13 protein-coding genes are annotated in these 13,413 nt (G+C 72.4%); all 13 read right to left on the bottom strand.

Annotated features, from left to right (window positions below; translation table 11 throughout):
- Positions 1-36: 36 nt before the first annotated feature.
- On the bottom strand, positions 37-801 hold the full coding sequence (locus tag ABD350_RS22940) for a metallophosphoesterase family protein (RefSeq protein WP_344350142.1): 765 nt from the start codon (positions 799-801) through the stop codon (positions 37-39).
- Positions 802-874: 73 nt separating this feature from the next.
- Positions 875-2,110: an ATP-grasp domain-containing protein gene (locus ABD350_RS22935; protein ID WP_344350141.1), complete on the bottom strand. Its 1,236-nt coding sequence runs from the start codon at positions 2,108-2,110 to the stop codon at positions 875-877.
- The gene (locus ABD350_RS22930) at positions 2,107-2,880 is read right to left on the bottom strand and encodes an inositol monophosphatase family protein (RefSeq protein ID WP_344350140.1); all 774 of its coding nucleotides are present in this window, start codon (positions 2,878-2,880) and stop codon (positions 2,107-2,109) included. Before ABD350_RS22930 ends, ABD350_RS22935 begins: the two co-directional genes overlap by 4 nt.
- Positions 2,881-2,887: 7 nt before the next feature.
- On the bottom strand, positions 2,888-4,126 hold the full coding sequence (locus ABD350_RS22925) for an ATP-grasp domain-containing protein (protein WP_344350138.1): 1,239 nt from the start codon (positions 4,124-4,126) through the stop codon (positions 2,888-2,890).
- A complete protein-coding gene (locus ABD350_RS22920; protein ID WP_344350137.1) occupies positions 4,123-5,292 on the bottom strand; it encodes a hypothetical protein in 1,170 nt (389 codons plus the stop codon). Before ABD350_RS22920 ends, ABD350_RS22925 begins: the two co-directional genes overlap by 4 nt.
- A complete protein-coding gene (locus ABD350_RS22915) occupies positions 5,289-6,359 on the bottom strand; it encodes an amidohydrolase family protein (protein WP_344350136.1) in 1,071 nt (356 codons plus the stop codon). The genes ABD350_RS22920 and ABD350_RS22915 overlap by 4 nt, the downstream gene beginning before the upstream one ends.
- A 48-nt stretch (positions 6,360-6,407) precedes the next feature.
- The gene (locus ABD350_RS22910; RefSeq protein ID WP_344350135.1) at positions 6,408-7,259 is read right to left on the bottom strand and encodes a nucleotidyltransferase domain-containing protein; all 852 of its coding nucleotides are present in this window, start codon (positions 7,257-7,259) and stop codon (positions 6,408-6,410) included.
- Between the two features lie 92 nt (positions 7,260-7,351).
- Positions 7,352-8,260, bottom strand: coding sequence for a hypothetical protein (locus ABD350_RS22905; RefSeq protein WP_344350133.1), 909 nt, complete (start codon positions 8,258-8,260; stop codon positions 7,352-7,354).
- Positions 8,257-9,525, bottom strand: coding sequence for an MFS transporter (locus tag ABD350_RS22900; RefSeq protein WP_344350132.1), 1,269 nt, complete (start codon positions 9,523-9,525; stop codon positions 8,257-8,259). Before ABD350_RS22900 ends, ABD350_RS22905 begins: the two co-directional genes overlap by 4 nt.
- A complete protein-coding gene (locus tag ABD350_RS22895) occupies positions 9,522-10,214 on the bottom strand; it encodes a class I SAM-dependent methyltransferase (protein WP_344350130.1) in 693 nt (230 codons plus the stop codon). Before ABD350_RS22895 ends, ABD350_RS22900 begins: the two co-directional genes overlap by 4 nt.
- Entirely contained in the window at positions 10,211-12,259 is a 2,049-nt protein-coding gene (locus ABD350_RS22890; protein WP_344350129.1) for an alpha-hydroxy-acid oxidizing protein, read from the bottom strand. Before ABD350_RS22890 ends, ABD350_RS22895 begins: the two co-directional genes overlap by 4 nt.
- A gap of 17 nt (positions 12,260-12,276) precedes the next feature.
- Positions 12,277-12,849: a thiamine pyrophosphate-dependent enzyme gene (locus ABD350_RS22885; RefSeq protein WP_344350128.1), complete on the bottom strand. Its 573-nt coding sequence runs from the start codon at positions 12,847-12,849 to the stop codon at positions 12,277-12,279.
- A gap of 6 nt (positions 12,850-12,855) precedes the next feature.
- Positions 12,856-13,377 (bottom strand): thiamine pyrophosphate-binding protein, encoded by a 522-nt coding sequence (locus ABD350_RS22880; protein ID WP_344350127.1) that lies wholly within the window; start codon positions 13,375-13,377, stop codon positions 12,856-12,858.
- Positions 13,378-13,413: the final 36 nt, after the last annotated feature.

Raw genomic sequence — 13,413 nt, 5'->3', positions numbered from 1 at the left:
GTGTTGGTACTCCGCCGGCCGGTGACGAACGACGGGTCAGGAGGCGGCTCGGCCGTCCCGGGGGCCGAACGTGCGCACAGCCTCGGCATCCGTGGTGATCGCCCGGACATAGTGCTCGGCCCAGGCGCGGCAGCCGTGGTAGCCCGATTCCCTGGCCACCCGGTCCACGGCGCCGTCGACATCGAACGGGGTGTGCCGCAGCTGCACCTGCCCGCCGTGCAGCAGCGCCCAGGAGCTGCCGGCCCTGCCGTACGGCATGCCGATGCTGCCGGAGTTGACGACAAGACGCTCGTCGACGAGTCGCATGAACGGCATGTGGGTATGCCCGCACACCATCGTCCGTACGTCGTCCGGAAGTTCGGCGAAGATCTCCGCCCAGCGGTCCAGGCGGGTGTCGACGAGGACGACCTCGTCGTCGTCGCGCGGAGTCCCGTGGCAGAAGACGACCTTGCCGAAGCCGTCGACCTCCAAGGTCACCGGGTGGGGGAGCTCCGCCAGGAACGTCACGTCCTCCTCCCGCAGTTGCCCGGCCGCCCACAGGTCGATCTCCCACGCCTGGTCGGCCGGGAACTCGCCCCGCGCCATCTCGGCGAGCTCCCGGTCGGCGTTGCCGCGGACCAGGACCGCCTTGTCGCCGAGCGCGCGCAACCGGTCCAGTACCTCGACCGGTTGCGGGCCGGCCGCGTGGTCACCGGTCACGACGATCAGGTCGGCCGCCATGACATCCGGCTCGTCCAACACCGCCTCCAAGGCCGGCAGGACCCCATGGATATCGGACAGGACTACGACGCTCGCGACCATCGGGTGACCTCTCGAAGATGTCGGGATGCGGACGGACGCCGACTGTTCGGCCGAGCCGACGACTACACGGATCCTAGGGGTGTGCCTGGGTCACTTCCAGCCGGAAACGGCGCAGCACTTCAGCCATTCGGGCCCGCACGACGCCGGAGTTCTCTCCCTCGATGTGCACATGGCCGCTCGAGGCGTTGGAGGCCCGAGGCGGGTCGATCCGGTCACCCACCGCGGCGGTGAGCGCGCCGGAGATCACCCCGGGTACGGTCATCAGTTCCGCCAGAGACGAGATGTCCGTGACGATGCCGGGGCGGGCCGGCAGCAGCAGTTCGCCGACCGAGCGGTCGCGGGTGTACGTCAGTGCCGGGCGGCGGCCCACATACACGTCCGCCACCGCGGCCAGCATGTCGAATCCCCGGGAGAGTCCATGGCTGGTGGGCAATTCGGCACCGCCCAGGCGCGCCGCTATCTCCCCCATGACGAACGATCCATCGTCCCTGATGAAGAACTCGCCGTGCAGATAACCGGCGCGGAAACCGAGTGCGTCGGCAATGCGCTGTGCCACCGCGCGCCCGTCGACCGGCTCCGGCTCCGACGGAGCCAGGGTGATGTCACCGTTGATCGCCCCGTCCAGAGCGTCCAGCAGGGGAGCGGGATTGACCGCGATGTAGGCGTCCTGCACCTCTCCCTCGTACACCAGCGCGCACAGCTGGTGCTCGGTGCCCCGGATGTATTCCTCGGCGATCCACCGCCGGTCCGGGCGGCTCCTCAGAGCCAGGTCGACCGCGGCCAGCCGGTCGGTGTCCACCTTCCAGGTGTCGACCGCCGACCCCGAGACGGCGGGTTTGACGATGACGGGCCATCCGTACCGGTCGGCGAACTCCTTCACCTCCGTGGCCGAGGTGACCGCGCGGAACCGTGCCGCCGACAGGCCCGCGGCGGCGAACAGTTCTTTCATGGCGAGCTTGTCGGTGACCAGCCGCACCTGCCGGGGGGAGAGGTGCGGAAGCCCGGCGGCGGCCGCGAACCGGTGCGCCGAGGGCTGCGCCGCCTCGTCGGGGTTGCAGAAGAACGCCGGACGGGGCAGGCCCAGGTCGGTGAGCCACCGCCGAAAGCGTGCGGCCTCCTCCTGCGCCAGGACCCCCGCGCGCAGACGGAACGCGGGTCTGCCGTCCGGCACTTCGACCGTGGACGCCTCCGGACGCAGCAGGACCGTGTCGATGTCCGGCCGGTCCAGCACGTGCCGGGTGAACCGCCGTCGGCGGCTGACCACCAGCAGCAGCGCGGGGCGCCGTGCGCGGGGGCCGGGCGCGTTCATGCCGCGCCCCCGCTCACATGGCAGTGCTCCGCCAGCAGCCGCGCCAGCGAGCGCACCACCTCGGGCCGCCCCGAGATGTCGATCCGCGTGCGCCGCGGCGACCGCCTGTGCACCACCGCCCCTCCGCTCGCGTGAACCAGGCCGTGACCCGCGGCCGTGTCCCACCACGGGAGCGCCACGGAGACGTGCGCGTCCAGGGCGCCGGTGGCCACCCGCAGCAGGTCGCACGCCGCCGAGCCGGTGCGCGTCACCTCGTACCGCCGGCCCACGAGAGCGAGGATCGCCCGGGCCTCGACGAGTTCGGCGGCACCGTAGGGCAACGCGACGGCCACCCGCGCGCCCTTGGCCATGGCGGGCGGGTCCTGGGTGAAGTCGCCGTCGGGTGCGCCGTCGCACAGCGCCATCCACTGTCCGTCGGCCGGCCGGACGATCGCCGCCGCCAGGCACTCCGCCCCGGACACCGCGGCGACGCTCACCGCGTAGTGCGGCGAGGCGCGGACGAAGTTCGCCGTCCCGTCGAGCGGATCGACGATCCAGGTCACGCCGGTGCGTCCGGGCCGGTAGCCGGACTCCTCGGTGAGGACGGCGTCGCCGGGCCGCGCCCTGGACAGCAGGTCTGTGATGAGCGAGTCCGCTCTGAGGTCCGCCTCGGTCAGCAGGTCCTCCGGTCCGCTCTTCCGGCTCACTCGGTACTTCCGGCGGGATGTGGCGCGGATCTCGGTCGCCGCGCGCCGCGCCACTGTGAGCGCGAGCTGTTCGATCTTCGTCACGGCCGCCTCACCCCTGTTTCCCGCTGCCGCCGTGCAGCCTGTCCTGGAGGATGCCGATCACCTGGTCGAGACGGGAGGTGACCTCGGCCTCGGACCGCCCTCGCACGGTGACCGTGGCCGCCGCCTGGTTCCAGCCCGTGGGCCGCGGCATGACGTCACCGACCTGGAAACGCAGCTGGGTGTCGATGATCCAGTCGGTTGCCGGTGGCGTCAGGTCGGTCTCCAGGCGGCCGGGCGGCGCGTAGACCAGCGCGTACCCGGTGAGGTGGTCGGCCGGGGGCGCGGGCCGGGGGATCTCCTCGCCCAGGTGCGCCAGGACGGCCATCTCGTCGAGGTTGACACCGGTGCGCGAGTGGAAGCCGGGGATGATGCCGCCGCCGCCCGGCCGGCCACCGATCTCGCAGAAGACCACCTCGTCCTCGGTGAGGAACACCTCGTGGTGGGTGACGCCGCTGAAGTGCGGAAAGCAGGCCAGCACCGCCCGGTTGAAGCGCAGGAGCCGGTCGAGTGTGTCCCCGGGGCCGACGGCGACGTCCCGGAAGGCACCGAGGTGCCGGTAGGACGTGGTCTCCTCGATGCTCCGGCCGGCCGTCGCGGCGAGCGGCACGCCCTCGCTGACCACGCTGTCGATGTGGAAGAGGGTGCCCTCGATGCGCTCCTCCACCTCGTAGGTGTCGGGGGTGACGCCGGAGCGGGCCGCCTCGGCGAGGAGGCGGCGCAGGTCGTCGGGACCGTCCAGGAAGGCGATCCCGGCGGAGCTTTCGCCGCGGCGTGGCTTCGCCACCACCCTGCCGTGCCGGGCGAGGAGGCGCTGTGCGGCGCTCTCGGTGAAGGGCGCGTAGTCGGGGACGCGGATACCGTGGTCCCGCAGCCGGTCCTTCATCGTGACCTTGTCGCGGTAGCCCAGGACCTGCTCTTCCGTGGGCCCCGGCACCCCCAGCTTGTCCCGCAGCCTCGCCGCGGCCAGCAGCAGGCCCTCGCTGATGGCCACCACACGGTCCACGGGGCGCCCGGTGGCGCCCTGGTGGAAGAGGGCCGCGGCCTCCAGCAGTACGTCGTCGCCGCGAGGGATACCGACGACCGAGGCCAGCTCGGCACCGCGCGCCTGGTCCAGTTTGCGGATGTCGGTGACGAGGTGGACGCGGTTGTCGTCCGCCGGCAGGAACTTCCGGCCGTCGGTGTCCTGGTAGTAGTGGTAACCGATGTGGTCGATCACCAGCACGTGCCTCGGTCCGCCGCTCGTCACGGGCAGTACTCCGCGTAGCGCGCGGCCAGCTCGTCGGCCGCTTCCTCCACGTCGGCGAGGGCCATCTGCTTGCAGGTGTAGCCGAGTTCCTCCCGCATGATCTCCACCGACTCGTCGGTGAACTCGACGAGCCCGTCCTCCGCGATCCGGGCGATCCCGTCGTGGCGCTGCCCGTCGCGGTTGATCTCCACGGCGTCCCGCTCGCCGAGCCCTGGCGGCAGGTCGAGCGCGGTTCCCTCCCGGGTGATCCGTACCGGACAGCCGCCGGGCAGGCCGTGCCAGCCGGGTACGTGCACGGTGGCCTCGACACCGGTGGCCAGCGGCTCCAGCACGCCGAGCGCGGAGGCCGCTGTCATCAGCTGCCCCGGCCGGCCCCCGGTCCGGCGGTACTCGGTGCGCATCGAGTCGAACAGGGTGTCCACCGGCAGCCGGTCGGTGACCTCCGTGCCGCCCTGCCAGAAGGTCAGGTCGTAGGCCGCGCCGCCGGCGTCGCCGGTACGGGAGATCCGATGGCTGACGAAGTGGTGCGCCACGAAACGCGGCTGCACGTCGAAGGGCGCGCACCCGAGGTGCCGGGCCGCGATCGTCCGGAGCGCGGGTATGGAGTTCGCCGCGTTGCCGATGCCGAGCGCCGGGCTCAGACCGGCCCCGGCGAGGGCCGGGTGTACCGCGTCCGGATAGGCGGCGTTCACCACGACCGCGCCGGTGCCCGAAGCGCGTACCGCCTTCATGAGCTTGAGGACCGGGTCCAGGTGCATGGGCAGCCAGGGACCGAAGTGGGCCGCGCTCAGCCGTGCGAAGCGGTCGGCGGGAAGCTTGGAGATGACGTACCACGACTGCCGGCTGGCCGCCGAGAAGATGATGTCGGGGCCGAACCCCGCGATGGCCTCCGCGGTGCCCGGGACGTCGGAGAGGTCCCGTACGAGGGGGTCGACCGGGCAGTCCCGGCCCAGCTGCGTCGCGGCGAGCGACACCATGTTCGCGGTGCGGACGACCGCTTCCCCGTCGCGTCCGAGAAGTGCCAGGTGCCGGGGCTGCGAGGTGGCGGTCAGCCCGTGCAGGACACGTACCGACAGGTCGCCGCAGCCCACGACGAGGATGCGGACGGGACGGCCGTCGTCCCGCCGTACCCGGTCGTCGGAGCCCACTGCCAGTGCCGGGCTCACGACGCCGCTCCGGACAGGCCGGGGACGAAACGGGCCGTGTTCGCGGCCAGCTTCTCCGGTGGGCACAGGCCGGAGAACGCCGCCAGCCAGTCGGCGGCCTCCACGGTGTCCCAGTGCGGGTAGTCGGAGCCGAACAGCACGGAGTCGGCGCCGAGTTCCCGCACGGCCCAGGACACGTGTTCCTCGCCGGGGTCGGGCACCACGGCGAAGTGCCGGCTGAAGATCTCGGTCGGGGTGGTCGCGGTCCCGGCAAGCCGTCGGGTGTGACTGGTCAGTCGCCCCAGCACACTGGGGATCCAGGAGATGCCGGACTCCAGCATGACCACGCGCAGGTCGTCGGGGAGCCCGTCGGGCCGGGTGACCAGGTCCGCCAGGGCGATCATGTGCTCGCCCATGTGCCCGAAGGCGTGGGTCATGGCGTAGTCCTCGTAGGCGTCGGCCAGCGGGGACCACTGGAAGCAGCCGGTGCCGCCGTGGACGAACAGCGGCAGCCCCAGCCGCGCCGCCGTGCGCAGCAGAGGCGTCACCGCAGGGGAGTTGAGACGGACCGACGGGGTGCGGCCGGTCGGCCGGACCACCACGGCCACGAGGTTCTCGTCGCGCTCGTCCTCGGCGTACCCGAGCAGGGTCTCCTCGCTCCACCGCGGGTCCTCGACCGAGGCCAGGAAGGCCCACTTCAGCGCGAGCGGGGAGCGGGCGCAGGACAGCGAGGCCAGCCGGTTGTAGCCGTCGAACAGCCGGAGCCTGGTCGTCTCGTCGTCGACGGCCTGCACCGACAGGCCGACGAAGCCGGGCTGGAGGACGGCGGCGGCGATGTTGTACTTGGCCATGAAGATGGCGCGGTCCTCGTCCTCGCCGGGGCCGATGAGGTGGCCGAGGCCCTTGGGGTTGCCGTGTCCTGGGCCGCTCGGCCGGGGAAACAGCCGGTCGCCGAGCCTGAGCCGGGTGGTGCCCGCCTCGGTGACCACCTCGGGGGCCTCCGCGGGGGAGAAGCCGATCTCCGTCCAGAGGTCGGGCAGATGGTCGGTGAAGTGCGTGTCGCAGTCGTAGAGCTGGATGTCCGGCATGGTTGACGCCTTCCTTGTCGTTCTCGCGGTTGCTGATGCGCGCGGGTCCTAGCCCTGGCGGCCGGGGCCCATGTGCTCGCCCCGGGCGAGCCAGCCGAGTCCGCTGTCCACGTCGACTTCCAGGGCGTCCGCGACCTGACGCACCGCGGCCTCGGTCAGCCGGCCGGCGGACAGCCCGGCCATCCGCTCACGTGCCCCGCCGTCGAGGGCGCCGGCCTCGCCGAGCAGGCGTTTGGTGATGGGGTACCAGCGGCCTTGGGAGATCAGCCTGGCGTGCGCGACCGAGGTGGCCGCGGCGAGCACGTGTTCCAGGGCACCCAGCGGTTCACCCGCCGCGACATGGTCGAGCGCCAGCAGCAGGGCGCAGGACGCGCGCCCTCGCCACCACGGCACCGCGGCGGCGACGAGCGCGCCGGGGCAGGCGGGGGCGCCCACGTCACCGTGGACGGGCGCCGAGAGCGCGGCCTCGCTCAGCAGGATGTACGAGGGCACACCGCCCGCGGTCTTCGGATAGGAGTGCACGGTGAACGCCCCCCGGACGGCCCGCTCCTCCTCCTGTCGCAGATGCGCGAGCGGCCGGAGGCAGACGTCGATCCTGGGAGAGACCGGAACCGTGAACTCCGTCTCCTGGAAGGGGTGGCCGGGGTTCGCGGTGTGCGGCTCGAACCGGTCCCCGGATGATCCGGCACCGGGCGGCAGCAGCCGGCGCAGCTCGTCGCGGGCGGGAAGGGTGTCCGTGTAGACGAGGATGTCCCAGTCGCTGTCGGGTCCGGTGGGGTTGCCCCGTGCGCGCGAGCCGGCGACACGCACCGACCGCACCGCGGGAAGGGCGGCCAGACCGTCGACGACATCGCGGACCGCGGGGGGAAGCTGGGGTGCCTTCAGCTCGACCGTGCTCATGTCTGCGCCTCCTGGACGTGACCCTGTTCCGGCTGGACGTGGCGTGGCTGGACCTGCATCCGACGGCGTTCCGCCCCTGTGCACTCCCGCGCTCACGAGGGGCCGTACTCCGCCTCGCCGTAGCCCTGTCCCGCGAGGTAGTCGGCGGCCGTGCCGCCGTGCGGGGCGGCGCGCAGCCCGCGCAGCAGGTCGGCGGAGCACGCGTCGAACCGGGCGAAGAGCGCGGGACCGGGCCGCGTGCCGTGGTCCAGGAGGCTCCCGGCCTCCTCCAGCAGCCGTGACGGCCGCGCCCCGCCCGCGAGGACGGCGCCGATGGTGCGGCCCAGGTTCTTCACCTCGTGCAGAACACGGCCCTCGGCGGCCAGCGCGCTGATGAGGAGGTGCTCGACGGCCAGGCGGAACAGGACCGAGGCGTCGAGCGTCAGCCGGTCGGCGTGGGCCGTCATCGCCTTGCGGCGGAAGTGGTCGGCCGTGAGATAGGTGGTGGCGCAGTGGAAGGCGGGCAGCCACCGCACCCCGGTACGCAGCCGCCAGCGCTCCACCGTCTCCGGTCCGTGCAGCACCCTGCCGCCGCGAAGCCTGGAGAGGAAACGGATCTCCAGCACATCGAGCACGGGCAACTCCAGGTCGGGGGTGCCCGGGTCCTGGATCCGGGCCATGCCGGAGGCGAGTTCGGCCAGGTCGTGCAGGGGGCGTGGCCGCAGGACGTCCATGTTGATCACCGGGTCACCGGAGAACAGGTGGTTGCGGGCCAGGCTCATCGGCCGCAGCACCGACCCGGCGCCCCCGTGGTCCGGTGCCCAGTCGTCCGGCGCGTTCAGCACCAGCACGTTGACGTTGGAGCCGCGCATGGCCACGCCCTCGGCGGTGGACCCGGCCAGCAGGACACCGCACCCCGCCGGCCAGGAGAAGCGCCGCCCGAGCAGCGCGGTGACGTCGTCGACGGCGGCGTCGGCGCCGCGGTCCCGGGCGGCCGTGGTGATGTCGGTGTCGTCGCTCAAGGGTTCCTCATCTCCGGTATGCGCCGTGCCTGCCGGACGACCAGCACGGCCGGGACACAGATCAGCCCACCCACGGCGGCCACCAGCAGCGTGGTGCCGGTGGAGGTCATCCCGGCGAACGCGCCGGTCAGCGAGTAGGAGATCGGCACCAGCACCTGGGACAGCGCCCAGTCGATCCCGAACATGCGCGCCACGTAGGCGCGGGACACGGCGCTCTGGAGGAGCGCTCCCCACAGCACCGCGGAGATCGCGAGCGCCGCGTTGATCACGAAGCTCCCGATCAGCGCGGGCACGAGCGAGGCGTCGAAGGCGAACCCCGCGAGCCCGCCGGCCATGCCGCCCCACGCCAGGTAGAGCCAGAGCAGCGACCGCCGGTCCAGCGACCTCCCGCCGACGACAAGCGCGCCGATGATCTGGCCCACCCCGCCGACGGCCAGTACCAGCCCGTAGGTCTCCGCGCCGTGTGCCACGTCACCGTGAAGGATGAAGGGCACGAGGACGTTCCACGGCCCCATCACACAGATCACGGTCACCGCCCCGGCCGCGAACGCGTAGAGCAGCCACTTGTGCCGCCACACGTACCGGAAGCCGTCGAGGCTCTCCACCAGCAGGCTCCTGGGCTCCCGCTGCACGGGCTCGCGCTCGGCGCGCACCTTGAGCAGGAAGCCGAACGACGCGACGAAGGTCAGCGAGTCCGCCACGAACACCCAGTCGGCGCTGGACCTCGCGACCACCGCGCCGCCGAGGGCCGGCCCGATCAGCCGCCACATCAGGGGGCGGATGACCTGGTCGACGGAGTTGGCGCCGACCAGGTGCTCCGCCGGCACCAGCGACTGCACCATGGTGTTGAAGGCTGGAACGAAGACGGCTTCCGCGGCCGAGAAGACGGCCAGCCCCACGTACAGGTACCAGGTGGTGAGCGAGTCCGTCAGGCCCAGCAGCCCGATCGACGCCAGCACGACCGCGCGCAGCATATCCCCGGCCAGCATCACCCTCCGGGCCCCGTATCTGTTCACCCAGATGCCGGCGAGGAGGGCGGCGGGCAGGGCGCTCACCGCCATCACCACGCCGATCGCGGCCAGCGCCGTGGTGCTGTCGTTCAGGGACAGCACCAGCCAGGGCAGGGCGACGAACATCATGCCGTCGCCGAGGAGCGAGACGGCGAACCCGGACCACAGGTAACGGAAGTTCCTCTCCCCGAACGGCCGCAACTGCGCCGACCGCCTGATCCGCGCGGGCAGCACCGGCCGGCGCTGTCGCGTCACCCGGTCCCCCCTGCCTCCTCGGGCAGCTCGAACAGGCAGTGCCAGTGGAACGATCCGGGAGCCGAGTGCTCCTCGTCGTGTGCCCGGAGCAGCGCCGCCGGCTCGTTGATCGCGATCAGTTCCGCCGCGTCGCAGTAGAAGTGCGGGTGCACCTTGTCGTCGGTCGCCTCCGGCTGCACGAAGGCGCCCGGACCGACCTCGATCCCCTTGCCGTGGTTGTGGTTGCGGCGCGAGAGCATGGTCAGCTGGTACAGCCCCCCGGGCCGCAGCACCCGGTGGATCTCGCGTACGTGGCCCCGCACCGCGTCACGGTCGCCGTGGTAGATCGCGTTGTAGGCCAGCACATAGTCGAAGTGGTCGTCCGGATAGGGCAGATGGCTCATCGGCCCGATCCGGAGGTCGACGTCCACGCCCGCCTCCGCGGCCGCCACGCGACTCTGCTCGATCGCGGTGTCACTGGCGTCGACCGCCCAGCAGGTGAAGCCGGACCGGGCGAAGAAGACGGCGTGCCGCCCGACCCCGCAGGCCAGGTCCAGCACGTCGCGCACCTTCCGGTCCCGCAGCAGGGCGACGGTGTCCGCGACCCACGGGTCGACCGTGGACCAGTCGGCGCGGCCGTCCCCGGTCTTCCACACCTCGTCCCAGTGGCGGTGCGCTGTGGTACTGCCGTCGGTGTTCGGTGTGGTCATGACTGCTCCCCTGAACCGGTCGGTCGGCCGACTTCGGTGACGCTGGCGGCCCCCAGCAGGGCCATGGTGTGGTCCAGCTCGGTCAGCAGGGCGGCGAGCACCTTCGCCGCGCCTTCCCGGCCACCCGACGCCAGGCCCCACAGCACCGGCCTGCCGACGAGGACGGCACTCGCGCCGAGGCTCAGCAAGGACGCGATGTGCGCCCCGCTGCGTACCCCGGAGTCGAACAGGACGGGCACCCGGTCTCCCACCGCCGACACCACGGCCGGCAGCGCGTCCGCCGATGCCACGTGCCGGTCCGACTGCCGGCCGCCGTGCGTGGACACCTGTATGGCGTCGGCGCCCGCGTCCACGGCGCGTACGGCGTCCGCCGGGTGCAGGATCCCCTTGACGACCAGCGGAAGGCGGGTACGCGACCGCAGGCTCGCCAGGTCATCCCAGGACACGGCGGGGTCGGGGAAGAGCTCCGACAGGAGGTCGGACGCGGTCAGCGCCGGTGTCCGCTTCCTGCGGTGCTGGAGCAGGCCGAGGAAGGACGGGTCCCGGACGACGGCGGGCGCTGCCGCGTCGAACCGGCTGAACCCGTTGCGCGCGTCCCGGCTGCGACGGCCCACCACCGGCACGTCCACGGTGCACACCACCGCGCCCGCCCCCGCCTCCTCGGCCCTGCGCAGCATGGACCAGCTGACCTCGCGCTCGCGCAGCAGGTAGATCTGCTGCCACAGGCCGGGCGCCGCCGGTGCGACCTCCTCGACGGGCCGCGAACTGAACATCGACAGGGTGAAGCCGAGCCCGAGCGAGTCGGCGGCCGCGGCGGTGGCCACCTCCGCGTCCGGGTGGCACAGGGCCTGGAGCCCCATCGGGGTCACGAGGACCGGCGCGGCCAGCCGCCGGCCGAACAGCTCGGTGGCGGTGCTCCGCCGCGATACGTCACGCAGCACCCGGGGGGTGAGCGTGATGGCGTCCAGGCGCTCCACGTTGCGCCGCATCCCCGACTCGTCCCCCGCGCCGCCCGCGCAGTAGTCGAAGGCCGCCTCGGCCATCAGCGCCCGGGCTCGCTCACGGTCGGTCGGCCCGTCCACCACCGCCTCGGTAAGGGGCGCGGCCTCCTCCGACGCGGTGGCGGCGCTGCCGCGCGCCTCACCCGCCGCCGGACCGGCGTCGGGCCCCTGCCCGGCCGGTGACGGCCCGTCGGACACCTGCCCGTCCGATGCCCGCGTGCCGCCTCCCGAGCCGTGCCCCGCCACCAGGCTCCGCTCGGTCAGCTCGAACAGCCGCTCCACGCCGGCCAGTTCCGACGAGACCGATGTCAGCCGCCGGGAGCTCATCACCTCCCGCAGCACCCGGGAGGTCCCCGCCACGAGGCTCCGCATGATCACATTGGCGAAGAGGACCGTCACCGGGCCGTACGCCGCGAACGCCTCGGCGTCGGTGTCGGGCAGGACCGTCGGCGCCAGCACCATGGGACGCAGCGGCGCGATCTTCTCCACCACCGGGAGCAGCTGGCCGGCGCTGGCCCGGTTGGCCTGTGCGAACAGGGCGTCCGCACCGGCGTCCGCGTACCGGTGCAGCCGCTCGACGGCCGCGTCCGCACCGTGGCCGGCCACCAGTGCCTCGGTCCTGGCGACGACCTTCAGGGAGCTGCGGGCGGCCACCATGGCGGAGATCCGGCCGGCGAAGGCTTCCGGGTCCAGCAGCTTGCGGCCGCCGAAGCGGTCGTCGAGCGAGTTCCGCTTGGGGAAGAGGTTGTCCTCCACGCAGATCGCGTCGGCCCCCGCCTCCTCGTACAGCTTGGTCGCCAGGACGGCCAGATCGTCGCTCCCGCGGCCGGTGTCCGCGTCGACGTAGATGGGCAGTGAGGTCACGGCCCGCACCGAGCGGATGATCCCGGCGATCTCCTGCGGCTCCAGGACCTCCTGGTCCGGTACCCCGCGGCTGGTGGACATCTCCAGACTGCCGAGCCAGAGGACATCGGCGCCGGCTTCCTCCGCCAGCAGCGCCGTGATGGGACTGTGCACACCTATGCCCATACGCAGGTCGTTCACAAGGTCACCTCGTTTCGTCAGGTGTCGCGCGTGCGGTAGCGGGCGGTGAACCGGGCGGTGATGTCCGCCGGGTGGTACGGGACCCGGGGCGGCGGCGGCCCGGAGCCGGCCGCCGTGTGTACGTGGACGAACCCGGGTCGCTTCGCGCCGACCGCCTGCGCCAGTGCGTCGGAGAACGCCTCGGCATCGGTCACCGACACCGCCGTCGCGTACCCGGCGGCCCGGGCGAGGCCGACGAAGGAGAAGCCGGGCGCGGGCGAGCGCTGACCACCGGTGCTCTCGTAGACCTGGTTGTCGAGGACGATGTGCACGAGCGTCCCGCGCGCGGCCGGGGCCAGCGCCATGGCGGACATGCCCATGAGGGTGTTGCCGTCGCCCTCGACCGCGAGCGCGGTCCTGCCCGATTGCCGGGAGAACCCGATGGCCAGGGGCAGCGCGAGACCCATGCTGCCCATCATGTAGAAGTTCTCGTCACGGTCGGCGATCGCGTGCAGCGCCCGCGGGTTGAGCCCGTTGCCGATGAACACCGCCGCCTTCTCGGCGCCGGCCGTGCGGGCGATCCGGGCGAGAGCGTCGTCTCTGGTCAGCATCCGTTCTCACCCTCCTCCGGGCGCGCACAGCACCGCGACGGGGCCGCCGGCGAAGACCGCTTCCTTCAGAGCCGCGCGCAGTTGTTCCGCGATCTCCGCGGTGTCGCCGAACCGGCAGCGCAGGACCGGGATGCCGAGGGCTTGGAGCATGGCGGGCGCCGGCCGGCCGATCACGTTGTGGTGCGGCACGTCGCGGCCGTCGTGTCCGGCCCACGAGACCAGCAGCACGACCGGGATCCGGTAGACCAGCGCCAGGCTGGTCAGGGCGTCGACGCAGGTCCCGAGCCCCGCACTCTTCATGAACACCAGCGGTGTCGCACCGGCGAGGTAGGCCCCCACCGCGAGTCCGACACAGTTGTCCTCGCGTGTCCCGGGCTGGAAGCACTCGTCCGCTCGCTCGTGCGCGGCCAGGGCACTCAGGAAACCGGCCAGATAGGAGTCCGGCACGCCCGTGATGAAGTCGTATCCCGCGGAGAAGACCTCGTCGATCAGCGCGGAGTTCTCAACTGCCTGCAGTGTGGCACTCACGTCCAAGACCGCGTCTCCAGTCGGCCGGCGATGGAT

It is taken from the genome of Streptomyces nogalater (assembly GCF_039532885.1).
Lineage (GTDB): Bacteria > Actinomycetota > Actinomycetes > Streptomycetales > Streptomycetaceae > Streptomyces > Streptomyces nogalater.
This window is presented reverse-complemented; position numbering and strand designations above follow the sequence as displayed.

What these genes read in the sequence shown, in the direction of transcription:
- ABD350_RS22940 (WP_344350142.1), bottom strand. Translation starts at nt 801, where the DNA reads ATGGTCGCGAGCGTCGTAGTCCTGTCCGATATCCATGGGGTCCTGCCG.
- ABD350_RS22910 (WP_344350135.1), bottom strand. Translation starts at nt 7,259, where the DNA reads ATGAGCACGGTCGAGCTGAAGGCACCCCAGCTTCCCCCCGCGGTCCGC.
- ABD350_RS22895 (WP_344350130.1), bottom strand. Translation starts at nt 10,214, where the DNA reads ATGACCACACCGAACACCGACGGCAGTACCACAGCGCACCGCCACTGG.
- ABD350_RS22885 (WP_344350128.1), bottom strand. Translation starts at nt 12,849, where the DNA reads ATGCTGACCAGAGACGACGCTCTCGCCCGGATCGCCCGCACGGCCGGC.
- ABD350_RS22915 (WP_344350136.1), bottom strand. Translation starts at nt 6,359, where the DNA reads ATGCCGGACATCCAGCTCTACGACTGCGACACGCACTTCACCGACCAT.
- ABD350_RS22935 (WP_344350141.1), bottom strand. Translation starts at nt 2,110, where the DNA reads ATGAACGCGCCCGGCCCCCGCGCACGGCGCCCCGCGCTGCTGCTGGTG.